Raw genomic sequence first — 22,198 nt, 5'->3', positions numbered from 1 at the left:
TGCGACTGGGTGGCATCCTTGATGCGCGGGCGCCCGCCATATCAAGGATGCCACCCAGTCGCACGCTGTTTCGGGCAAAACGGGGCTCGCGGGAGACGCGGGGCCGTACGGAGGCTCGCGGCCCGTTGTCGCCTCCCGCCACTCATCCTAGGCGCTACGATGGTTCCACCACCTGCGGAAGGAGCCCCCATGGCGCTGGCGAGAAGAACCAAGCTCGGACTTGCCGTCTCCGCCGCCGTGCTCGTGGCGCTGGGCGCCTGGCTGGCGCCCCCGCTCGCGCGCTATGCGGAGCGCCTGGCCGCGCAGGGCGTCGCGCCGCGGGGCTTTCTCAGCGTGCGTCGAAACGACTGCGTCTACCTGCTGGAAGGCGATGCGACCGCGTCAGGAGCCTGCCTGGATGCCATGATTGCCGACGCGTGCGCGGACGACGACCTTCGCCCGGACTGGTACGAGCGGGCCGATCCGCCGCTCGGCCAGATGACCTGGCTGCTGGAGGAAGAGTGGCGGGCTCGGCGGGGCCTTCCCGCATCAGACTCGTAAAGGAGCTCTCATGACGCTGGCGAGAAGAACGCGGATGCTGCGGGCGGCGCTTGCGCTGCTCGTGGTCGCGGCGGTGGCCTGGGCTGGCGCGATGGCCCTGGGGAGCGCCGGTACCGATGCCGCCGCGCCCGACGCTACCGCTCCGGCCGAGTCCGACCTGGCCTACCTCTGGGTTCGGGTGACTGCGCGCGACGAGGAGGCCCAGGCCCTGGAGGTGGAGGTCGTCGACGGCGAGCTCGGGGGACACCGCCGCGGCCAGATACCCGCGGGCTCCACCGGAACGCTGGGCTGCTCCGAGCTGCTTACTGGAGTGAGCGGCATCAAGGTAGGCACCACGTGGGTCGTCTCGTACGTGGACGAGGGCCAGGTCGCGCTGCCCGTGACCCTCTACGGCATCGAGTCCCCGGAGCACTTCGGGGGAGCGTAGCCCTCTGCACCCGCGGGCGCATGGGGCGCGCCGCCGCCGAGGTCGCCCCAGTTCCGGAACTGGGAGAGCGCCTCGACCCAGAACCGGAACTGGGCGGCCGTTTATCCGCCCAGACCCGGAACTGGGCGGCCGCTCTCACCCAGAACTGGAGCTGGGTGGCCGCGCTCGCCCGGGCCGGGGCGCGCGCCGGGCAGGTGCCACGAAACGCGTGCGATTGGGTGTTGGGGGTGTCCCGCGCATCTCCCGATGCCCCCTGCGGCGCAAACCCCGTGCGATTGGGTGGCATCCTTGATATATGGCGTCTCCTCTCGACGTTCTTCTCGTCGTTTTATGCGTGTGGTGCCACGTACCCCCCGCGATTGGGCGTCATCTTTGATGCGCGGGCGTGCGTCATATCAAAGATGCCGCCCAATCGCACGCCGTTTTGGGCGAAACGGGCCTTTCGGGAGGCGCGGGGCCGCATGGTGGGCTCGCGGGAGGCGCGGACCTCGCGGGCGAAACGGGGCCCGCGCCGCGCCCCGCGCTCCGCGCGCCCCGCAAATGGGTACACAACGGATATGCCTCGCTTACCCGCCGCTGACGCGGCGCGCGTAGCGTTGTGCCCCTGACGAAAGGACGACCATGGCAGACGAGAAGACCCCGGCCGAGAGCCACGACGAGCCCCTCGGCACCACCTACCACCGCGGCCCCGTGATCATGCGCGGGCCGATGATCCCCTCCGACACCACGACCGGCAACCTGCTCGCCCCGGAGGAGTCCACCGACTGGCTGCACATGGACCCCTGGCGCGTCCTGCGCATCCAGGCCGAGTTCGTGGACGGCTTCGGCGCGCTCGCGGAGCTGGGGCCGGCCGTGACCTGCTTCGGCTCGGCCCGCACGCCGCGCACCGACCCGATGTATCGCGCCGCGCGCCACGTGGGCCGCAAGCTCGCGGAGGCCGGCGTGGCCGTGATCACCGGCGGCGGCCCCGGCATCATGGAGGCCGTCAACTGCGGGGCGGCCAAGGCGGGCGGCAAGTCCGTGGGCCTGGGGATCGAGCTGCCGCACGAGCAGGGCATCAACAAGTGGGTCAACCTCGGCATGACCTTCCGCTACTTCTTCGTGCGCAAGACGATGTTCGTCAAGTACTCCAGCGGCGCGATCATCTTCCCGGGCGGCTTCGGCACGCTCGACGAGGCCTTCGAGCTGCTCACCCTCGTGCAGACGCACAAGGTGGCGCGCACGCCGGTGGTGCTGTTCGGCACCGAGTACTGGCGCGGCCTCATGGACTGGCTCGAGGGCACGGTCCTCGAGGCGGGTGCGATCTCCCCGCTCGACCCGGAGCTCGTCGTGGTGACCGACGACGAGGACGAGGCCGTGCGCGTGGCCCTGAGCGAGATCCGCCGCTAGGCGTCCCGCGCGCCCCCGGCCCGGCGCGCCTCCCGCCCCGCGCCGAGTCTTCAGACAAACTTAAGAGAACCGTTAGGTTTTCGTTACGCGCGCGTCGCATCCTTGGAGGTGCGGCGCGCGCCCACCTTACCAAAGCGTCACCCGAGCGTAAGCCCAATCGATGGGCACGCGGCGCCAGAGCGGGGACAATCGTGCGTGTCCCGCAGGGCGGCGTCGTCGGCGACTCGCGCGCCGCCCGCCGCGGGGCGCGCGAGGCGACGGACGGGAGGCTGGCATGATGACACGGGGTTCCGAGAGGGTCGTCCTTCTCTGCTGCCTGGTGGTCTCGATCGCGATCGGCACCGTGGCGCTCCTGATGCTGGCCCACGCCTCCACCCTCTAGGAGGCGGCGTGGACACGCGCGCGGGGAGCGGGAGGAGGCACCGGGGGCTCGCCGGGCTCCTGCGAGCCGCGGGCGAGCTGGTGGCCTACCAGGCCCTCATCGCCCTTCTCGCCGCAGCGCTCGCCATGGTGGCGAGAAGGGCGCGCAGGTAGCCCGGCGGCGTCCGTCACGGCCGCAGGCTTCGTGTAAGCCTCCTGAAAGGGTCCGCCCGACGTTGGAAGAATGTCGACAAACGCATGGCATCATGGTCTGCGACCAAGCGGCCCCGCCCCTCGGGCGGCGCGCTCGAGCTGGCAAACGGGGAAGACGGGGGCGCGCGTGACCGCGCGCCTGGACGTGGGGGGTGTGAGCATGGCCGAGAGGGACGAGGCGCGCCGCGCGCGCAGGAGGGTCGTGGCGATCGGGGCCCTTCTCGCCGTGGCCGTGGTGGTGGCCGTTGCGTCGTGGCGCTGGCTGCCGGGGCTCTACGCCTGGGTCAGCGACCCGAGGGCGGTGCGGGCCTTCGTGGCGGAGCACGCGCTGCTCTCGCGCCTGGTGATGGTGGGGGTCAACGCGCTGCAGATCGTGCTGGCGTTCCTGCCCGGGGAGCCCGTCGAGCTGGCGAGCGGCTACGCCTTCGGCCTCTGGGAGGGGACGCTCGTGTGCCTGGCCGCCTCCGCCCTGGCCTCGAGCGCCATCTACTGGGCGGTGCGGCGGTGGGGCTGGTCGCTCGTGGGGCTGTTCTTCGACCGGTCGTGCCTCGAGCGCTTTGGCTGGCTCGCCGACGCGCGGCGCCTCGAGCTCGTGATGCTCGTGGTCTTCCTGATCCCCGGCACGCCCAAGGACTTCCTCACCTACTTCGCCGGCCTCACGAGGATGCGCTTCCTGCCGGTGCTGGGCATCGTGACCCTCGGGCGCATCCCCTCGATCGTGACCTCGACGGTCGCCGCGTCGGCCTTCGGGGACGGCAACTACGCCGTGGCGGCCGTGTCGCTCGCGGTGGCCGTGGCGCTCGCGCTTGCGGGCGGCCTCATGTACCGGAGGCTCGAGTCGCGCGTGCGCGGGTAGGGCGCTTGCGGGCGAGAAGGACCTCGCCGCGCGACCTTGCGCTACCATGGGCGCATGGCAGACTACGAGCGCATACACCACGCCTTTGACCCGGTCTTCGACGACGCGTGCCGCGTGCTCGTGCTGGGATCGCTGCCCTCGGCGGCGAGCCGCGAGGCGCGCTTCTACTACGGCAACCCGCGCAACCGCTTCTGGCGCGTGGTCGCGTCCGTGGTGGGCGAGCCGGTCCCCGCGGACGACGACGTGGCCGCCAAGCGCGCCCTGCTGCTGCGCCACGGGATCGCGCTCTGGGACGTGGTCGGGAGCTGCGACATCCGCGGCTCGTCGGACGCCTCCATACGCCACGTGGTCCCCAACGACGTCGCGCGCGTGCTTGCCGTGGCGCCCGTCGAGGCGGTGCTCTGCAACGGGGGAACGGCCGGCCGGCTGTACCGGCGCTGGCTCGAGGCGCGGCTCGGCGTGGCGGCCGAGGTGCTTCCGTCCACGAGCCCGGCCAACGCGGCGTGGTCGCTCGAGCGGCTGGTCGGTCGCTGGCGGGAGGCGCTCGGCCCGTACGTGCGCTGAGGGGCGTGCGGCTAGACTAGAACGTGGCGACGATGCGCCCGAGCGCGGCCGAGGCGGTCGCCTCGTCAGGGCCCTCCACGCGCACCACCACGTGCTCGCCGCTCCTGATCCCGAGCATCATGAGGTCCATCGCCTGCGAGGCGTCGACGACGCGCCCCGCGTGCTCGAGCGTCACGCGGCTGCGCCAGCGCTGCGCCTCGCTGGCGAGCAGCACCGCGAGCTGGACGTGCAGGCCCAGCGGGTCCGTGATGTCACGGGGTATCTCGAGCATGGGGTCCTCTCGGGGGTCGAGGCTGTGGGTGCCCATCCTCACAAACCCTAATCCCCGCGCGTCCCCGCGGCGCCGGGAAAGCGACGAGCGTCGCGCGTGCATCGCCGGGCGGTAGGGCGCGCGCGACGCGGCCGCGCGGTCACCGGCAGCAGGGGAGGGGCGGGGCGGCGCGCGAGGGGTCCCGCCCGCCGTCCCGCCCCGGGACGTCGATCTTCTCGCCCGCGCCCGCGCCGCTAGGCGCCCAGGAGCTCCATGACCTGCTCGCGCTCCGGCATGGCGGGGATGGCGCCGCGCCTGCGGACGCACAGCGACGCCACGGCGTTGCCGAGGCGCGCGAAGCCGGCGGCGTCGTCTGCGGTGACGTCGGCCGGCGCGAGGCCGCTCTCGCAGAAGCCGGCGAGGAAGCCGCCCCAGAACGAGTCGCCGGCGCCCGTGGCGTCAACGGCCTCGGCGGGGAAGCCCGCGACCTCGCGCCCGCCGTCGGCGCAGGCCACGTAGGCGCCGCCTGCGCCGAGCGTCACGGCAACGACCTTGGGCCCGGCTCCGAGCAGCGCGTCGGCCGCGGCGCGCGGGTCCTTCTCGCCGGTGAGCAGCTCGCACTCCTCGTCCGAGAGCTTCATGAGGTCCATCCTGCCCACCACGGAGCGCATCTGCGCCACGGCCGCGTCGACGCTCGGCCAGAGGTTCGCGCGGTAGTTGGGGTCGTAGGAGAGGACGCAACCGGCCTCGCGCGCGGCGTCGAGGGCGGCGAGCGTGGCGGAGCGTGCGGGCTCGTCGGTGAGCGAGAGCGAGCCCACGTGGAAGACGCGCGAGTCGCCGATCACGTCGCGGGCGAGCTCGTCCGCGGTGATGCGGGTGTCCGCGCCGGGCTTGCGCGCGAAGGAGAACTCGCGCTCGCCGTTTGCGGAGAGGGCGACGAAGGCGAGCGTGGTGAAGGCGTCCGGGTCGCTGATCAGGCCCGTGGTGTCGATGCCGTTGGCCTCGAGCGTGGCGCGCAGGAACGCGCCGTGCATGTCGTCGCCCACCTTGCCGAGAAACGCCGTCCTGTGCCCGAGCTTCTGCAGGGCCACGAGCACGTTGGCGGGCGCGCCTCCGGCGTTGCGCTCGAACAGCTGCTGGCCGCCCTCGGACGTGCCGGCGTCGGTGAAGTCGATGAGGAGCTCTCCCAGTGCGGAGACAGAGAACATGAGTGATCCTTTCGGTTGTGTACGAAATCGATTCCATGCCCATTATCGCCCGTCGGGAAAGCCCGTGCCGCCTGCCTCGCGCCCTTCTCGGCCAACGGCGGCGCGCGCGGTGCGGGGAGCGCCGCCGGGGCGGGGCCACCCACAGAAGGGCCCCGCCGGTGGGGGAGACCGGCGGGGCCAGGAGGGGATGGACGCGCCGGGAGGCTAGCGCGTCACGCGGATGACCGGGCTGCCGGCGGTGACGGGACCGTCCTCGCGCGGCTGGACGGAGGCGAAGTCGTCGGCGTTGGTCACGATGACGAAGACCGTGTCCTGCTTTCCCGCCGCGGCGACCTTGGCCTTGGAGAAGGTCACGATGGGGTCTCCCGCCGTCACGCGGGCGTCCTGCTGGACGTGGCAGGTCAGGCCGTCACCGGCCATCTCCACCGTGTCGATGCCCACGTGCACGAGTACCTCGGAGCCGTCGTCGGCGAGGATGCCCACGGCGTGCGGCATGGCGGAGAGCACGGTGCCGGAGACCGGCGAGAAGACCGTCTCCTCGGCGGGGCTCACGGCGACGCCGGCGCCCATCGCCCCGGAGGAGAACACGGGATCGGCGGTCTCGGAGAGCTGGACCACGGAGCCGGTGACGGGGGAGCAGACGGTGCCGCGCTCGTACTCGGTCTGGACGGGCGCGAGCTCGGGCGCGCCCTCCTCGGCATCAGGCCGGTAGGTAACGAACTCGACGACGAAGGCCAGGACCGCCGAGACGAGCGAGGCGACGATCGCGAAGACCATGTGGGAGATCCCGACGCCGCCGGGGGTCTCGTCGATGAAGTTGAGCAGGTTGAAGACGCCGAGCCCGCCCGAGATGTACATGAGGGCGCCCGTCATCCCCACGATGGCGCCGCCCACGGCGGAGCTCAGGCACGCCACGACGAACGCGCGCTTGTTGGGGAGGGCGACGCCGTAGATGCCCGGCTCGGTGACGCCGAAGAAGAACGCGGAGATCATCGCGGGGAGGGCGATGCCGCGGAAGCGCTCGTCCCTGTTCCTGAGGTACATGGCGAAGATGACCGCGCCGAGCGCGAACCCGTGCCCGATGGTGGCGGCGAGCACGTAGTCGTGGCCGAGGGTGTTCAGGTTCATGATGGAGATGGGGATGAGGCTCCAGTGGAAGCCAAAGATGACGAGGCACATCCAGAGCCCGCCGACCAGGGCGCTGCCCAGGACCGCGCCCACCACGGGGAGCTGGAAGATGAACGAGAACGCCGCGCTCAGCAGGTTGGTGATGAGGGTGGCCACCGGGCCGATGACGAGGTAGCCCAGGACGATGGAGACCGTCATCGTGGCGAGCGGGACGAGGAACATCTTGAGCGCCGCCGGCATCCAGCCCTTGAGCCAGCGCTCCACGAGCGAGCCGAACCACACCATGAGAAGGACGGGAATCACCGAGCTCGCGTAGCCCGAGGCGGGCATGATGATGGGGATCCCGAGGGCGGTTGCGTACCACGAGAACGTGCCGGCGACGCCGAGGTCGATGCTGCCGAGGACCTCGCCCGAGGTCAGGGCGACCATCGTCGGGTAGACGAGCGCCACGCCTATCGCCACGCCGGTGAACTCGTTCATGCGGAACTTGCGCGCGGCGCTGAACGCCAGGGCGACGGGGAGGAAGTAGAAGAAGCCGTCCGCCACGGTGTAGAGCAGCGTGTAGAGGCCGTCGTTGGCAAAGTCCGGGACGAAGTAGGTGAAGAGGGCGAGAAGCCCCTTCATGATGCCCGCGGCGGCGAGCGGTCCCAGGATGGGCTGGAAGATGCCCGAGATGAGGTCGATGATGACCGACGCCACGGTCTTCTCGCCCTCAGGCTCGTCCTCGGCGGCGCTGCCGCCGCCCGCAAGCCCGCCGGCCTCCAGGACCGCGTCGTAGACGTCCTCCACGATGTTGCCCACGACCACCTGGTACTGGCCGTTGGCCTGGATGACCTGGATGACGCCCTTCAGGGCCTCGATCTTGGGCGTGTTGGCGCGCGACTCGTCCTTGAGCTTGAAGCGCACGCGCGTGATGCAGTGCGCGACGCTCGTGACGTTCTCGGCGCCGCCCACGTTCTCGAGTATGGACCTGGCCAGATCGTCGTACTTTCCTGCCATGAGTCTCTCCTTAGGGATGTTGCCCGGGCGGCTAGCCCAGGTCGCCTCCGTTGGTGGCGATGACCTGTCGGTACCAGTAGAAGCTCTTCTTGCGCCTGCGCTCGAGCGTGCCGCGCCCCAGGTTGTCGCGGTCGACGTAGATGAAGCCGTAGCGCTTCTCCATCTCGCCGGAGCCTGCGCTCACGAGGTCGATTGGCCCCCAGGTGGTGTAGCCGAGCATCTCGACGCCGTCCTGCTCGATGGCGTCGCGCATGGCCTCGATGTGCTCGCGCAGGTAGGCGATGCGGTAGTCGTCCTCGATCGTGCCGTCGGGGAGCACCTCGTCATGGGCGCCGAGGCCGTTCTCGACCACGAAGAGCGGCTTCTGGTAGCGGTCCCAGAGGTCGTTGATCGTGATGCGGAAGCCCAGCGGGTCGATGACCCAGCCCCAGTCGCTCTTGCGCACGTAGGGGTTCTCCACGCCGGCGAAGGCGTTCCCCTCGGCGATGCCGCCCACGGAGTCGGGGTCGCCCGCGGCGCAGCGCGAGGAGTAGTAGCTGAACGAGACGAAGTCGACGGTGTTCTCGGCGAGGATGCGCTCGTCCTCGGCGGTCATGCCCACGTCGATGCCCTCGCGCTCGAGCATCCTGAGGGCGTAGCCGGGATAGCGGCCGCGCGCCTGCACGTCCACGAAGAAGAAGTCCTCCTGGTTCTTGAGCTGCGCGGCGCGGACGTCCTCGGGACGGCAGGAGTAGGGGTAGTAGCTTCCCGCGGCGAGCATGCAGCCCACCTTGTTCTCGGGGTCGACCTCGTGGGCGATCTTGGTGGCCCAGGCGCTCGCCACGAGCTCGTTGTGCGCGGCGCGGTACTCCGCTTCGCGGGGGTTCTCGTCGGGCTCGAGCACGATGCCGGCGCCCATGAAGGGACGGTGCAAGATCATGTTCATCTCGTTGAACGTGATCCACCAGCGCACGAGGCCGCGGTAGCGGTTGAAGAGCACCGTCACGAGCCGCTTGTAGAGGTCGATGAGCGTGCGGCTGCGCCAGGCGCCGTACTTCTCGACGAGGTGGATGGGGCAGTCGAAGTGCGTGATGGTCACGAGGGACTCGATCCCGTGCTCGCGGCAGCAGCGGAACACGTCCTCGTAGAAGGCGAGCCCGGCCTCGTTGGGCTCCTCCTCGTCGCCGTTGGGGAAGATCCGGCTCCAGGCGATGGAGAGGCGAAAGACCTTGAAGCCCATCTCCGCGAAGAGGGCTATGTCCTCGCGGTAGCGGTGGTAGAAGTCGATGCCCGTCTGGGCCGGGTAGTAGTACCCGGGCTCGAAGTCGAGCATGCGCCTCAGGCCGCGGCTCACGTCGTTGCGCTCCGGCCCGTGCGGGATGACGTCGACGTTGGCAAGGCCGCGGCCGCCCTCGTCATAGCCTCCCTCGCATTGGTTGGCGGCGGTGGCCCCTCCCCACAGGAACCCTTCTGGAAACGGCATGGTGCCTCCTTCTCTCTGGTGCCCCCACCTTCGCGGGGGGCGCTGTGCCACGTCTTGCGGTCTCGCGCGCCGGGCCCTCGGGCCCTCCCCCTGGAACGCGCGGAACCGTTCACGAAGGGATGACTGCTAGCTGGCTGCCTGGCCCGCGGCGGCGCGACGGGCCGCCCTGCCGCCGAGCAGGGAGGGCAGCTGCGCCAGGCACACGCCGGCGAGGATGATGGCGACGCCCAGCCACTCGACGACGCCGAGCGGCTCGCCGAGGACGATCATGGCGATGAGCAGGCCGGCGGGGAGCTCCGCGGCGGCCATGACGGTGGAGAGGCCCGCGGGCAGGTGCGGGGAGCCCATGCCGAAGAGCAGGACCGGGCACATGAGGCCGAAGAAGCCCGCCACGGCGGCGAAGGGCAGGATTCCCTCCCCGAGCACGCCCGAGACGAGGTAGTCGGGGCAGACGGTGAGCGACATAATCACGGAGCCGGCGGTCACAAACAGGCCGCGCTGCTCGTTGGAGCAGGGGGCGTGCACCTTGCCGGAGAGCGTGACGAAAAGCGAGCAGGTAACGGCGGCCCCGAGGGCGCAGGCCAGGGCGATCGGGTCATATCCGGCGATTCCGGTCTTGTAGACGCCGCTCGCAAAGACGGTTCCCAGCACGATGACCGCGGCCGAGGCAAGCTCGAGGGGCCTGGGCGCCCGCCGCGTCATGACGGTCTGCCAGACGAGCCCCATCCAGGTGAACTGGAAGAGCAGCGTGAGCGCCACCGGGGCCGGCAGCACGCTCATGGCGTGGCAGTAGAGGATCGAGGTGAGGCAGGTGAGGGCCCCCAGGACCATGAGCCTGAGCGCGAGCGCCGGGCCCAGGCGCTCCCACCGGCGCCCCCGGGCGTGGCCGACCAGGACCGCGACGCCAAAGAAGAGGCAGCCAAACCACGCCTGGCTCGCCACCACCTGCGCGGAGGTGAAGCCCGCCGCGTAGGCGAGCTTGTACGTGGTTGCCATCGCGCCGTAGCAGGCGCCGCCCGCGAACACCTGCAGGGCGGCGGTGATCTGGCTCTTCTCGCCCCGCCTGCCGCTGGTGCCGGATACGACGCCTTGCTGCTGGGTGATATGTTCCATGTTGTCCCCTTCCGCCCGCGGGCGCCGCGGGCACGACTGCCTCGAGTGCTTGCGCCGAGCGGTTGGGGTGGCCTGGGGAGTTCCCATGAAAAAAGCCACGCAACCGACTGCTCGGTTGCGTGGCGAAAAGGTGACAAATCGTCCAGAAAAGTCCACGCGTTTTTAGACGATGAGATTGTTACATCAAATCTGGGAGGTGTCAAGGAAAAACCTGATCAGTACGTGCCCGCCATGCCGTCGCCCATCTCCCACATGTAGCCGAAGGGCTCCGCGGGGCGGACGGTCCCGGCGTTCTCCCACCTTAGACCGTCGTCCGAGCGCTGCACGAGCACGAGGCCGCGGTCGTCCACGTCGCGCGCGCCGAGGATCATCCACCAGGCGCCGCCCTCGCGTCAGACCTTGGGGTCGCGCACGTGACGGGTGCAGAACGCCGGGTAGTCGGCGTTTCTCAGCAGGACGCTCTTCTTGCCCATGCGATAGCCGTCCGGGCTCTCCACGATGATCTGCACGGAGCGCCGGCCGTCGTGCACGTAGTCAAAGTCTCCGGGCTCCTTGACGTTGCCGGTGTAGTAGAAGCGCACGCCTCCCGCGTGCGGCACGGCGCACCCCGAGTAGGCGCCCGAGGCCTCGTCCGGCGTGTCCGGCGCGATGACGAACTCCCGGTCCACGGCGCGCCAGCGAGCGGATCTTGACGCTCTTGGTCTTGAGGGCCACGGCGAGTGCGGCGCCGGCCTGGCCGATGTTGTCGGCGCTGGCGAGCGGCAGCCAGTAGGTCACGCCATACTGGGCGATCTGGCCCAGGTCGATGGTGGTGTACATCTGGTGGATGCCGGTGACGACGGTCGGCGCGTAGAGAGCGCCCATGATGAGCGAGCTGATGCCGGCGGGCAGGGTGATCAGCCACTGGATGGCGCCGAGGATGGCGTTTTCCGCCCAGACGAAGACCGGCCCGACGGCGAGCATGGTCACGTAGGCGGTGACGGCCACCGAGACGAGCGGCGTCACGAAGAGGTCGAAGGCCTCGGGGACCACCTTGTGCAGGCGCTTCTCGACGAAGGCGAGGATGTCGCAGGCGATGACGATGGGGATGACGTGGCCCTGGTAGCCGGTCCACTCGATGGAGTAGAGGCCGGGGATCACGGCGTAGGTCTGCTGTACGCCTTCGGTGGCCACGGTGTTGGCGTTCTGCAGCGCGGGGTTGATGAGCAGCATGCCGATGACGGCGCCGAGGTAGGGGTTGGCGCCGAAGGCCTTGGCAGCGGAGAAGCCGATGAGGATCTGCAGGAACGTGAAGGCCGTGTTGGAGACGAGGTTCAGGATCTGGTACCACGCGTTGTCGGTCTGGAGCGTGATGAAGCCGTTGGCGTCCATGAAGGAGAGCGCGCTCATGATGCCCAGGAGCAGGCCCGAGGGCACGATGGCCGGGATGATGGGCACGAAGACGTCGCCGAGGAGCTTGATGGCGCGCATGAGGGGGTTGGTCTGCTGCTGCGCGGCGGCCGCGTTGTCGACGGCGGCCTGGTCGGCCTTCGCGTCGTCGGCGAGCACGAGGCGCAGGCGCGTGGCGCAGTGCGCGGCGGAGACCACGTTGCCGGGCCCGCCGATCGCGTCGAGGATCTCCTGGGCGGCCTGCCGGTAGTCCAGTGCTATTGGAACCCCTTTCTCTTCTCTCCCTAGTGTATCCCATGTGGTCACGGTATGTGAAATCGTTCTCACAATACGGCGCGGCAGGCGAGAAGAACGGTCTGGCAGGGAGTTTGGCTGCGAGCGGTAGGGTTTTGTCGGCAGACGGTTGTTGCGGGTCGCCGACGGCGCTGTCCCGGGGCAAGCCGCGCCGCGGCCCCCGACACCCCGCTACCTCGTGGAGTTTCTCGCCACCACGTCGTAGCCCATCTTGAGCTCGCGGCCCACGGAGTCGTCGCCGGTCATCATGCCCACGAGCATCTTGGCCGCCTCGGCGCCGGAGGTCTTGTAGTGATGGTGGACCGTGGTGAGGGTGGGGGTGACGATCTGCGAGAGCTCGGCGTCGCCGACGCCGGTCACGGCCACGTCCTCGGGGACGCGCCGGCCGTACTCGCGCAGGCAGGTGAGCGCGCCGTAGGCGATCGAGTCCGTGGCGCACACGATGGCGTCGAGGTCGCCCACCCGCCCGAGCAGCGCCTCGGCCTGCTCGTAGCCGGAGTCCACGGTGAACTCGGCCACGGCCAGCGCCTCGTCCGGAACCTCCACGCCGGCCTCCGCGCACGCCGCCAGGAACCCCTCGCGGCGCATGCGGCCCGCGGAGACGTCCTCCTCGAGCACGCCGATGTAGGCGGGGCGGCGCGCGCCGCGCAGGGCGAGCCGCGTCACGTCGCGGACGGCGTCGAAGTCGTCCTGGTAGACGCAGGTGCGCCCGGCCACGTTCTGGTCGAGCACCACGAGCGGGACGCCCAGCGCGGAGAAGGCGGCCTCGTGCTCGGGGGTGAGCACCGTGGCTATGAGGATCACGCCGTCGACGCGGCTCTTCTCGGCAAACAGGCGCAGGAACTCGACCTCGCGCGCCACGTCGTTGTCGGTGTTGGCAAGGAGCACCTGGTAGCCGGCGTCGTTGAGCACGAGCGTGATGCCCGCGACCATCCGGCTCACCGAGGCGGAGTTGATCTTGGGCAGCACCACGCCCACGACGTCGGTCTTGCCGGTGCGCAGGGTCTTGGCCTGCCGCGACGGCACGTAGCCGGTCTTCTCGATCACGCGGCGGATGGCGGCGCGCTTCTCCTGGCTGACGTAGCCGTCGTTGAGGTAGCGCGAGACCGTGGCCCGCGAGACCCCCGCCATCTGCGCGATCTGGTTGATGTCCATGACGTGCCCCCTTCCAACGCCTGAGCGTATCACACGGCGAGAAGGGCGTGCGGGCGGATGGCGCGGTCTTCTCGCCGCGGCGTCGCGCCCGGTGCCGGGGGGCTGCCTTCTGCCGGGGGCCTGCTTCCCGCCAGAGGGCCCGGCCTCCCGCGGGGAATCCTGCCTTCCGCCGTGGCCGGATTCCCGCCAGAGGGCCCGGCCTCCTGCCAGAAAACCCGGCCGATTGTGCGTTTGGCCCCTCGCGCGCTCTCCGGAGGGCGCCTCCTGCCACGTTTCCCGTGCGATTGGGCGCGATGTTTGATGCGACTGGGCGAGAAGGGCCCGCACTCGAACGTCCCGGGCGTTCCGAGATGCCCGCGACCTGCGGTTTTGTCGGACCCGGCGTCCCTCGGGCCCGGGGCGCATCAAACATCGCGCCCAATCGGGCCGCGTTTCGGGCAGGACGGTCCTGCGCCGCCGTCCGGGGCCACCCCGCCGCCCGGGGCCGCCCTACCGCCCGGGGCCACCCCGCCGTCCGGGGCCGTCACGGCGCCCGGCCCCGGGTCCTTCTCGCCCAGGCGTATCATCAAGGGACGAGAAGGGCCGTCGGGTGGCGGGGCCGCCGGGCGAGAAGGACCGTCGAGAGGAGCGCCTCATGCCGAGGGCCGACCAGCCAACCAACATAGAGGTGCGTGGCGCGCGCGTGCACAACCTCAGGAACGTCGACGTGGACGTCCCACTGGGGTGCCTCGTGGGGGTCGCGGGCGTCTCCGGGTCCGGCAAGAGCTCGCTGGCCCTGGGCACGCTCTACGCCGAGGGCAGCCGCCGCTACCTGGACGCGCTCTCCACCTACACGCGCCGCCGCATCAGCCAGTCCGCCCGCGCCACCGTCGACGAGGTGCGCCACGTGCCCGCCGCGCTCGCGCTACGCCAGCGCCCCGGCATACCCGGCGTGCACTCGACCTTCGGCACCGCCACCGAGCTGCTCAACTACCTTCGCCTGCTCTTCTCGCGCCTGGGAAGCCACCGGTGCCCGCACTGCGGCGCGCACGCCGAGCCCTCCATGGCCGTGGCGCTCATGCAGCCCATCACCTGCCCCTCCTGCGGCCGGGAGTTCTACGGCCCCGGCGCCGAGGACCTGGCCTTCAACAGTGCCGGCGCCTGCCCCACCTGCGGCGGCACGGGCATCGTGCGCACGGTGGACGAGGCGAGCCTCGTGCCGGACGAGTCGCTCACCATCGACGAGGGCGCCGTCGCGCCGTGGAACACCCTCATGTGGGACCTCATGAAGCAGGTCTGCCGCGAGATGGGCGTCCGCACCGACGTGCCCTTCCGCGAGCTCACGCCCGCCGAGCGCGACATCGTCTTCCACGGCCCGGCGGTCAAGAAGCACATCCTCTACCACGCCAAGAAGGGCGACAACTTCGCGGAGCTCGACTTCACCTACTTCAACGCCACCTACACGGTGGAAAACGCGCTCTCAAAGGCCAAGGACGAGAAGGGCCTCGCGCGCGTGGCGCGGTTCCTGCGCGAGGACGTGTGCCCGGACTGCGGCGGCACGCGCCTGTCGGCCGCGGCGCGAGGTCCCGTGGTGGACGGCATCACGCTCGCCGAGGCCACGGCGATGACGCTCGACGAGCTGGCGGCGTGGGTGCCGCGCGTGCCGCCCCGCGTGCCCGACGAGCTGCGGCCGATGGCCGAGACCATCTGCGCCGAGATGGCCGAGCCCATGGAGCGGCTGGCGCAGCTCGGCCTGGGCTACCTCTCCCTCGACCGCGCGAGCTCCACGCTCTCCACCGGCGAGCGCCAGCGCGTGCAGCTGGCCCGCGCCGTGCGCAACCGCACCACCGGCGTGCTCTACGTGCTCGACGAGCCCTCCATCGGGCTGCACCCCTCCAACGTGGACGGGCTGCTCGGCGTCGTGGACGACCTCCTGGCGGACGGCAACTCCGTGGTGCTCGTGGACCACGACGTGCGCGTGCTGCGCCATGCGGACTGGCTCGTGGAGATCGGCCCGGGCTCGGGCGCCGACGGCGGCCGCGTCATCGCGCAGGGCCCGGTCGCGGAGGTCGAGAAGGACCCGGGCTCGCGGATCGCGCCGTTTCTGACGGGCGAGCGCCGCGTGCGGGTGCGCGGGCGGGCGGCCGCCGCGGACGTCTTCGCGCGCGGCGCGGTGCGCCTCGAGACGGGGGCCGTCCACACGGTGCGCCCGCTCGCGGTGGAGGTCCCGCGCGGGCGGCTCACGGCGGTGACGGGCGTCTCGGGGTCCGGCAAGACCACGCTCGTGCTGGAGAGCCTCATCCCGGGCATGCGCGCGGCCATCGCGGGCACGCCGCTGCCGGCCCACGTGCGCTCGGCGGACGCGGCGGGCCTGGCGCGCGTGAACCTCATCGACGCCACGCCGATCGGCGCCAACGTGCGCTCCACGGTGGCCACCTACTCCGGCGTGCTGGACGACCTGCGCCGCGCCTACGCCAAGACCGACGCGGCGCGCGAGCGCGGCCTCAAGGCGGGCGCGTTCTCCTACAACACCGGCAGCCTGCGCTGCCCCACCTGCGACGGCACGGGCCAGATATCGCTCGACGTGCAGTTCCTGCCGGACGTGGACGTGCCCTGCCCGGACTGCGGCGGCACGCGCTTCTCGCCGGCCGCCTCGAAGGTGCGGCTCGCGGGCGGCATCAGCCTTCCGGAGCTTCTGGGCTACACCGTGGACCAGGCGCGCGAGGCGCTCGGGCAGACGCGCCTTCGCACGGCGCGCGCCAAGCTCGAGGTGCTGCACGACCTGGGGCTCGGCTACCTCACGCTGGGGGAGGCCACGCCGGCGCTCTCGGGCGGCGAGGCCCAGCGCCTCAAGCTCGCCAGCGAGCTCACGCGCGACCAGGCCGACGCGCTCTTCGTCTTCGACGAGCCCACGATCGGCCTGCACCCGCTCGACGTGGAGGTGCTCCTGGGCGTGCTGGAGCGCCTCATCCAGAACGGCGCCACGGTGGTGGTGATCGAGCACGACCTGGACATGATCGCAAACGCGGACTGGGTGATCGACATGGGGCCCGGCGGCGGCGAGGCCGGCGGGCGCGTGGTTGTCGCCGGCACGCCCGAGCAGGTGGCCTCGTGCGCCGAGAGCGTCACCGGACGCTACCTGGCCGAGGAGCTCACCGGGTAGGGGACGTCGACGCGCTACTCGCCCTCGAGGAAGGCGCCGGTCTGGCGGTCCCAGAGGCGCTCGTACTCGCCGCCGGCCTCCGCGAGCTCGGCGTGCGTGCCGTCCTCCACGATCTTCCCGTCGGCGAGAACCACGATGCGGTCGAGCGAGGCCACCGTGGAGAGGCGGTGCGCCACCACGATGCTCGTGCGGCCGGCCATGAGGTTCTCGAGCGCGCCCTGCACCGCCGCCTCGGACTCGCTGTCCAGCGCGGAGGTGGCCTCGTCGAGCACGAGGATCGGCGCGTCGGCCAGGATCGCGCGGGCGATGGCCACGCGCTGGCGCTGCCCGCCGGAGAGCTTCACGCCGCGCTCGCCGACCATCGTGTCGAGCCCCGCGGGGAGCCGCTCGATGAACTCGGCCGCGTTGGCCAGTCGCGCCGCGCGCCAGATCTGGTCGTCGGTGGCGTCCGGGCGGCCGTAGGCGATGTTCTCGCGGATGGAGCGGTGGAAGAGCAGCGCCTCCTGCGGCACGTAGGCGATGCTGCGCCGCAGGCTCTGCTGGGTGCAGCGGCTCACGTCCTGGCCGTCCACAAAGACGTGGCCGTCCTGCACGTCGTCAAGGCGCAGCAGCAGCTTGGTGAGCGTGGTCTTGCCCGACCCGGAGCGGCCCACGAGGCCCACGCGCTGGCCGGCGGGGATGTGGAGCGTCAGGTCCTCGAAGACCTTCTCGCCCGGCGCGGCGTCGTGGTAGGCAAAGCCCAGGTGGTCGAAGTCGATGGCGCCGCGCGCGACGGCGAGCTCCGCGGCACCCGGCTCGTCCTCCACGAGGCGCGGCTCGTCGAGGATGCGCGTCATCTCCGAGGCGTCGCCGAGGGCGCGGTTGATGCGCTGCATCATGGAGTTGATGTAGTTGAAGCGCATGGAGAGCTGGTAGGTGTAGGTGAACATCATCACGAGCGTGCCCGCGGAGATGCCGAACCACGCGTTGCCGCCGGCCACGAAGACCGAGACCACCAGCATGATGACGGTGATGAGGGTGCTCGTGGCAAAGCCGCGGCGCATGGTGGCGTGCATGCTGTGGGACTCCGCCTCGCGCGCGGCCTGCGCGGCGTCGTCGAAGAGGCCGCGCTCGTAGTCCTCGCGCCCGCAGGTCTTGACGGCCAGGATGTTGGTCACCGCGTCCGAGAGCACGCCCGAGAGGCGGTTCTGCGCGGCGGCCGTCCTCTGCGAGAGCGGCAGGATCTTGTGGTAGAGGTGGGTGGCGACCGCCACGTAGGCCACCAGGAGCACCGTGAGGATGGCCATGTAGCTCGGCACCACCGGCGCGAGCGTCACGAAGGTGCAGACCACCGAGGCGACCGTGGGGATGAGCGAGTAGACCACCACGTCCACGAGCGCCGTGTAGCCGCCGGTGAAGCGCGTGGTCTGGCTCACGAGGCTGCCGCCGAAGCGGCTGGTGTGGAAGGTCATCGACTGGTTTGACAGCGTGTCGAAGCACAGGCGCGAGAGGTGGTAGTTGCCGTTGATCTCGAGCTTGTAGACGGCGTAGTCCTGCAGCTTGGAGAAGGCCTGGCCCACCGCGTTCACAACCAGAAGCGCAACCACGTACGGGCCGAAGACGGGGACCACCTGCTCGGCCGGGACCGGCGAGGCCTGCACGCGGTCCACGATGAGGCCCATGACGTAGGTGTTGGCGTAGGTGAGCAGCGCGATGTAGCCGGCCGACGTGACGACGGCGAGCGCGGTGATGCCGGGCTGCATCCGGGTGACGTCCCAGAAGCGCCTGAGCGTGCGGCGGACGGTCGAGCGCTGCAGCGGCGCGACGTTTCTCTGTGCCATTCCGGGTTCCCCCTCGGGTCTCTCGGCGTTCTTCTCGCCCCCGGAGGGTAGCACTTTGGCGACGTCTCGTCACTTTGAGGGTGCGCGGGCGCGCCTGCGGCTTCGTGTTTGTAGGCGCGTAACGACACTTCTGGCTGCCAAAGTGTCGGCCGGCGCCTACTGCTCTGCATCTGTAGGCACCAAACGACGCTTTCATCGGCCAAAGTGTCGCCAAGCTCCTACTCCGCCGTGTCGTAGGCACCAAACGACACCTCTGGCGGCAAAAGTGTCGCCAAGTGCCTGCAGAGCGGCGAGAAGGACGTGCCGCCGCGGCCGCTACGCCACGTGGAGGCGGCGGAAGAGCGCGACCTTGGCGGCGTCGAGCGCGAGCCCGCCGACGCAGCATACCGCGAGCGTCACGCCCACGGCCGCCGGCGGCACCGCGGGCACCGCCCAGCCGAGAAGGACGAGCGCCGTGAAGCCCGCCGTGACCGCGGCGGCAACCACGAGCATCCCCGCAGACGGCGCGCTCGCCCAGGCCCGCCCGCGCTCGCGCACCGTGAGGATGCGCACCTGCGAGTTCACCACGAGCGCGTACATCACGAGCGTCTGCGCCGCCTCCGGCGCGAGGCCCAGCGCGGCGCCGCCGAGCCAGCCCACGAGCAGGTCCTCCGCGGCGAAGAGCGCCCCGAGCACCCCGGCCGCGGCCACGATGGAGCGCAGGTTCCACGAGTTGGGCGAGTCCGTGGCCTCGACGTTGTCTGTGGCGATCGACATCGTGGCGAAGTCGTTGGCAAACACGAGCAGGCTCATCCCCAGGAGCGTGACGGGCATCTCGCCCGTGAGCACGTAGCCTGCCGAGAAGAGCGCCACGACCTCTATGACCTTGGTCACCTTGTTGATGACCCACGTGAGCATGCGCTGGTAGCTGCGGCGGCTCTCGGTGAGCGCGTCTACGATCCCGCCGAGGCCGCCGCGCGTGAGCACGGCCGAGGCCGCGGCGCGCGCGACGTCGGTGGCGCCCTCCACCGCGCAGCCCAGCTCGGCCTGCGCGAGCGCCGGGGCGTCGTTCACGCCGTCGCCGGTCATGCCCACGGAGTGGCCCGCGTCCTGGAGCAGGCGCACGATGAGGTGCTTGTCGACGGGAAGGACCTCGGCAAAGCCGTCGGAGTCCTCCACCAGGGCGAGCTGCTCGGCCGCCGGGAGCTCGCGCAGCTCGCCCGCTCGCCGGACGCGCCGGCCGATCCCCACCTCGCTGGCCACCTCGTGGGCTATGGCAACGTCGTCGCCGGTGAGCATGAGCGGGCGGATGCCCAGGTCGCGCATGCGCCCCACGAGCTCGGCGGCGTCCGCGCGCGGCGGGTCCGAGAGGCCGAGAAGCCCGAGCAGCTCGAGGCTGCCTTCCGCCGCGCCCCCGTCGCCGGCGGCCACCGCGACGGCGCGCAGCCCGCGCTCCGAGAGGCGCGCGACCGCGGCCGCAAGCTCGCCTCCGTCTGCCCCGGCGAGCGCGGCCACGGTGCGCGGCGCACCCTTGACGAGAAGGGCACGCGTGCCGCCCGGGCCCTCGACCACGGCCTCGGTGCGCTTGCGCTCGGGGTCGAAGGGCAGGTAGGAGACCTGGCGCCAGCCGGGGACGGCCGCGGGGGCGCCGCCCGCGCGCCTGAGGCAGGCGGCGTCGATGGGCTGCGCGCCGCTCGCGTCGCTCGCGAGGGCGGCCGCGGCCACCACGTCCTTCTCGCCGTGGCCGCCGAGGGGCACGACCTCGGTGACCTCGAGGCGGTTCTGGGTGATCGTGCCGGTCTTGTCCAGGCAAAAGACGTCGATGGAGGCGGCGTCCTCGACGGAGTCCAGCCGCGTCACGAGCACGCCCTCGCGCGAGAGGGCCATGGCGCCGGCGGCCTGGACGATGGCGAGCACGGCCGGCAGCGCCACGGGCACCGCGCCCATGAGGAAGGTCACGACGAGCGAGGCCACGTCCATGAGGTCGCGCCCGCAGGCCAGGGCGTAGGCGCCCACCGCCACGGAGGCGGCCACGCCCACGTACATCATGGAGCGCACGATGGAGAAGAGCAGCTCCTGCTGGCGCGAGCGCGGGGCGGCGTCGCGCACGAGCGCCGCGGCCCGGCCGGCGGCGCTGCGCTCCCCGGTCGCCGTGACGACGCCGCGCACCGAGCCGCGGCAGACCACGGCCCCGGCGCCCAGCTCGTCCCCGGCGCCGACGGGGCGCGGCAGGGACTCGCCGGTGAGTGAGGAGAGGTCCGCCTCGGCGCCCCCGGAGGTGACGCGCAGGTCGGCGGGGGCGATCTGGCCGAGCTCGAGCGCCACGACGTCTCCGACCACGAGCTCGCGCGCCGGCACGGGCCCCCAGGCGCCGTCGCGGCGCGTGGTGACGCTCACGGCGAGGTCGCGCCGCAGCAGCGCGAGGGCGCGCCGGGCGCTCGAGGACTGCACCGTCCCGATGACGGCGTTCACGACGAGCAGCACGAGGATGACCACTGCCTCCGTGGCGTGGCCGACCGCCAGGGCGAGGACGGCCGCGAGCTCGAGGAGCCACGGCATGGGGCCCCAGAACCGCCCGAGAAACGCGAGCACGGGGTTGCGCCGGTGCTCGGGGACCTCGTTGGGGCCGAGCTCGGCGAGCAGGCGCGCGGCCTCGGCCGAGCTGAGCCCGGCGGGCGTGACGTCGCGTGGTTCTGGGGTCGTGCGTGCGCTCATGGGGCCTCCCGCCTCCGCGTTCTTCTCGCCATGAGGCTACGCCGGCCCAAGCTATATGTAAAATACTATTATTGCTATATGACCTATCGAGAATATCTATGGATTGCCGCACGGGAGGCGCGATGGCGGAGCGCATGACGATCAGGCACCTGGAGATCTTCGCGGCGGTGTGCGACGCCGGCGGGGTGAGCGCGGCCGCGCGCGAGCTGAGGGTGTCGCAGCCGTCGGTGAGCCAGGCGGTGCGCGACCTCGAGGAGCGCTTTGGGGTGCGGCTCTTTGACCGCCTCGCGCGGCGCATGGTCCCCACGGAGGCGGGGCGGCGGCTGCTCGCGCACGCCCGCGGCGTGCTGGCCGACCTCGGTGAGCTGGAGCGCTCGATGGGGGAGGGCGCCGTGGCGACGCTTCGCCTGGCGTCGAGCATCACGTGCGGGACGTGCCACCTCCCGGGGATGCTCGCGCGCCTGGCGGAGGCCGCGCCGGACGTGCGCGCGCTCGTGCGCGTGGAGGACTCGCGCGCCGTGGAGCGCGACGTGGCCTCGGGCGAGGCGGACCTCGGGCTCATCGAGGGCCTCGTGCACGAGCCGGAGCTCGACGCGGTGCCGTTCGCGCGCGACGAGCTCGTGGTGGTGGGGCCTCCGGGGCGCCGAGGCGAGCGACTCTCTGCCGCGGGCCTCGCGGCGGAGCGGCTCGTCCTGCGCGAGCGCGGGAGCGGCGTGCGCGAGCTCCTCGAGGCGGCGCTCACCGAGCGCGGCCTCGCGGCGAGGGCGGAGTGGGAGAGCGTCTCGACCGAGGCGATCAAGGCGGCGGTCTCCTCGGGGCTCGGCGTGTCCGTGCTGCCGGCGGCGCTCGTGGAGCGCGAGGTCGCCGAGGGCCGGCTCGCGCCGCTTGCCGTGGAGGGGCTCGAGCTCGGCCGCGAGCTGCTCGTCGTCAGGCACCGGCGCCGCAGCGTCAGCCCCGCCATGGCGGCGTTTCTGGGCGCGGCGGGCGTCGGCGGGCGCGCTTAGGAAGGCGGGGTTGTGGCAGCGGGCGGCCCCGGCGCGCTTAGGAATGTGGGGTTGTGGCAGCGCCGTGCCGCCACGTGCCGCATGCGGCGAGAAGAACCCCCAGGTAGAGACGCCGCCTTGAGGTTCTTCTCGCCACGGGACGGGTCTCGGGCTGCCATAACCCCGGATTCCTAAGCGCGCCGGGGCCGCCG

The 22,198-nt window shown here is 71.4% G+C and carries 17 protein-coding genes and 1 pseudogene; 8 read left to right on the top strand and 10 right to left on the bottom strand.

The annotated features are described in order from the left end of the window. Window positions 1–189 precede the first annotated feature (189 nt). The 6 genes from B5F23_RS08935 (at window position 190) to B5F23_RS08915 (ending at window position 4,349) form a co-directional block, all read left to right on the top strand. On the top strand, window positions 190–540 hold the full coding sequence (locus B5F23_RS08935; protein WP_087353988.1) for a hypothetical protein: 351 nt from the start codon (window positions 190–192) through the stop codon (window positions 538–540). A 10-nt stretch (window positions 541–550) separates the two neighbouring features. Beyond that, a complete protein-coding gene (locus B5F23_RS08930) occupies window positions 551–967 on the top strand; it encodes a hypothetical protein (RefSeq protein ID WP_143786399.1) in 417 nt (138 codons plus the stop codon). 621 nt (window positions 968–1,588) lie between these two features. Next, on the top strand, window positions 1,589–2,356 hold the full coding sequence (locus B5F23_RS08925) for an LOG family protein (RefSeq protein ID WP_087353982.1): 768 nt from the start codon (window positions 1,589–1,591) through the stop codon (window positions 2,354–2,356). Window positions 2,357–2,746: 390 nt separating this feature from the next. Beyond that, window positions 2,747–2,890, top strand: a complete 144-nt coding sequence (locus B5F23_RS09790) for a hypothetical protein (protein WP_158096159.1) — start codon at window positions 2,747–2,749, stop codon at window positions 2,888–2,890. Window positions 2,891–3,089: 199 nt separating this feature from the next. Beyond that, the gene (locus B5F23_RS08920) at window positions 3,090–3,785 is read left to right on the top strand and encodes a TVP38/TMEM64 family protein (protein WP_087354040.1); all 696 of its coding nucleotides are present in this window, start codon (window positions 3,090–3,092) and stop codon (window positions 3,783–3,785) included. Between the two features lie 54 nt (window positions 3,786–3,839). Next, window positions 3,840–4,349, top strand: coding sequence for a DNA-deoxyinosine glycosylase (locus B5F23_RS08915; RefSeq protein WP_087353979.1), 510 nt, complete (start codon window positions 3,840–3,842; stop codon window positions 4,347–4,349). Window positions 4,350–4,365: 16 nt separating this feature from the next. Here the strand turns inward: B5F23_RS08915 and B5F23_RS08910 are convergent, their stop codons facing one another. The 8 genes and pseudogenes from B5F23_RS08910 to B5F23_RS08875 all read right to left on the bottom strand — a co-directional run bounded on the left by B5F23_RS08910 (window position 4,366) and on the right by B5F23_RS08875 (window position 13,347). Continuing rightward, window positions 4,366–4,620, bottom strand: a complete 255-nt coding sequence (locus tag B5F23_RS08910; RefSeq protein ID WP_158096158.1) for an HPr family phosphocarrier protein — start codon at window positions 4,618–4,620, stop codon at window positions 4,366–4,368. A 233-nt stretch (window positions 4,621–4,853) separates the two neighbouring features. Next, window positions 4,854–5,807, bottom strand: a complete 954-nt coding sequence (locus B5F23_RS08905) for a carbohydrate kinase family protein (protein WP_087353973.1) — start codon at window positions 5,805–5,807, stop codon at window positions 4,854–4,856. Window positions 5,808–6,011: 204 nt separating this feature from the next. Next, the gene (locus B5F23_RS08900; RefSeq protein ID WP_158096157.1) at window positions 6,012–7,934 is read right to left on the bottom strand and encodes a glucose PTS transporter subunit IIA; all 1,923 of its coding nucleotides are present in this window, start codon (window positions 7,932–7,934) and stop codon (window positions 6,012–6,014) included. A gap of 31 nt (window positions 7,935–7,965) precedes the next feature. Then, window positions 7,966–9,396, bottom strand: a complete 1,431-nt coding sequence (locus tag B5F23_RS08895; RefSeq protein WP_087353970.1) for a 6-phospho-beta-glucosidase — start codon at window positions 9,394–9,396, stop codon at window positions 7,966–7,968. A 126-nt stretch (window positions 9,397–9,522) separates the two neighbouring features. Next, window positions 9,523–10,509 (bottom strand): DMT family transporter, encoded by a 987-nt coding sequence (locus B5F23_RS08890; RefSeq protein ID WP_087353967.1) that lies wholly within the window; start codon window positions 10,507–10,509, stop codon window positions 9,523–9,525. A gap of 215 nt (window positions 10,510–10,724) precedes the next feature. Then, window positions 10,725–11,159, bottom strand: a pseudogene (locus B5F23_RS10005) (hypothetical protein). Next, the gene (locus tag B5F23_RS08880; protein ID WP_241145843.1) at window positions 11,044–12,204 is read right to left on the bottom strand and encodes a PTS transporter subunit EIIC; all 1,161 of its coding nucleotides are present in this window, start codon (window positions 12,202–12,204) and stop codon (window positions 11,044–11,046) included. Before B5F23_RS08880 ends, B5F23_RS10005 begins: the two are co-directional and overlap by 116 nt. Before the next feature lie 159 nt (window positions 12,205–12,363). Then, window positions 12,364–13,347: a LacI family DNA-binding transcriptional regulator gene (locus tag B5F23_RS08875; protein ID WP_087353960.1), complete on the bottom strand. Its 984-nt coding sequence runs from the start codon at window positions 13,345–13,347 to the stop codon at window positions 12,364–12,366. A 634-nt stretch (window positions 13,348–13,981) separates the two neighbouring features. Here B5F23_RS08875 and B5F23_RS08870 point away from each other — a divergent pair. Then, the gene (locus B5F23_RS08870; protein ID WP_087354037.1) at window positions 13,982–16,489 is read left to right on the top strand and encodes an ATP-binding cassette domain-containing protein; all 2,508 of its coding nucleotides are present in this window, start codon (window positions 13,982–13,984) and stop codon (window positions 16,487–16,489) included. 14 nt (window positions 16,490–16,503) lie between these two features. Here B5F23_RS08870 and B5F23_RS08865 read toward each other — a convergent pair whose 3' ends face one another. After that, the gene (locus B5F23_RS08865; RefSeq protein ID WP_087353957.1) at window positions 16,504–18,309 is read right to left on the bottom strand and encodes an ABC transporter ATP-binding protein; all 1,806 of its coding nucleotides are present in this window, start codon (window positions 18,307–18,309) and stop codon (window positions 16,504–16,506) included. A gap of 315 nt (window positions 18,310–18,624) precedes the next feature. Next, the gene (locus B5F23_RS08860; protein ID WP_087353954.1) at window positions 18,625–21,003 is read right to left on the bottom strand and encodes an HAD-IC family P-type ATPase; all 2,379 of its coding nucleotides are present in this window, start codon (window positions 21,001–21,003) and stop codon (window positions 18,625–18,627) included. Window positions 21,004–21,125: 122 nt separating this feature from the next. Between B5F23_RS08860 and B5F23_RS08855 the strand changes: the two genes are divergently transcribed. Beyond that, a complete protein-coding gene (locus B5F23_RS08855) occupies window positions 21,126–22,007 on the top strand; it encodes a LysR family transcriptional regulator (protein WP_158096156.1) in 882 nt (293 codons plus the stop codon). The last annotated feature ends 191 nt before the right edge of the window (window positions 22,008–22,198 follow it).

It is taken from the genome of Olsenella sp. An188, assembly GCF_002160255.1.
In the GTDB taxonomy this organism is placed as follows: domain Bacteria; phylum Actinomycetota; class Coriobacteriia; order Coriobacteriales; family Atopobiaceae; genus Thermophilibacter; species Thermophilibacter avistercoris.
This window is presented reverse-complemented; position numbering and strand designations above follow the sequence as displayed.

Coding starts and splice junctions, on each gene's coding strand:
- B5F23_RS08935 (WP_087353988.1), top strand. CDS start 190: ATGGCGCTGGCGAGAAGAACCAAGCTCGGACTTGCCGTCTCCGCCGCC.
- B5F23_RS08930 (WP_143786399.1), top strand. CDS start 551: ATGACGCTGGCGAGAAGAACGCGGATGCTGCGGGCGGCGCTTGCGCTG.
- B5F23_RS08925 (WP_087353982.1), top strand. CDS start 1,589: ATGGCAGACGAGAAGACCCCGGCCGAGAGCCACGACGAGCCCCTCGGC.
- B5F23_RS08920 (WP_087354040.1), top strand. CDS start 3,090: ATGGCCGAGAGGGACGAGGCGCGCCGCGCGCGCAGGAGGGTCGTGGCG.
- B5F23_RS08915 (WP_087353979.1), top strand. CDS start 3,840: ATGGCAGACTACGAGCGCATACACCACGCCTTTGACCCGGTCTTCGAC.
- B5F23_RS08910 (WP_158096158.1), bottom strand. CDS start 4,620: ATGCTCGAGATACCCCGTGACATCACGGACCCGCTGGGCCTGCACGTC.
- B5F23_RS08905 (WP_087353973.1), bottom strand. CDS start 5,807: ATGTTCTCTGTCTCCGCACTGGGAGAGCTCCTCATCGACTTCACCGAC.
- B5F23_RS08900 (WP_158096157.1), bottom strand. CDS start 7,934: ATGGCAGGAAAGTACGACGATCTGGCCAGGTCCATACTCGAGAACGTG.
- B5F23_RS08895 (WP_087353970.1), bottom strand. CDS start 9,396: ATGCCGTTTCCAGAAGGGTTCCTGTGGGGAGGGGCCACCGCCGCCAAC.
- B5F23_RS08890 (WP_087353967.1), bottom strand. CDS start 10,509: ATGGAACATATCACCCAGCAGCAAGGCGTCGTATCCGGCACCAGCGGC.
- B5F23_RS08875 (WP_087353960.1), bottom strand. CDS start 13,347: ATGGACATCAACCAGATCGCGCAGATGGCGGGGGTCTCGCGGGCCACG.
- B5F23_RS08870 (WP_087354037.1), top strand. CDS start 13,982: ATGCCGAGGGCCGACCAGCCAACCAACATAGAGGTGCGTGGCGCGCGC.
- B5F23_RS08865 (WP_087353957.1), bottom strand. CDS start 18,309: ATGGCACAGAGAAACGTCGCGCCGCTGCAGCGCTCGACCGTCCGCCGC.
- B5F23_RS08860 (WP_087353954.1), bottom strand. CDS start 21,003: ATGAGCGCACGCACGACCCCAGAACCACGCGACGTCACGCCCGCCGGG.
- B5F23_RS08855 (WP_158096156.1), top strand. CDS start 21,126: ATGGCGGAGCGCATGACGATCAGGCACCTGGAGATCTTCGCGGCGGTG.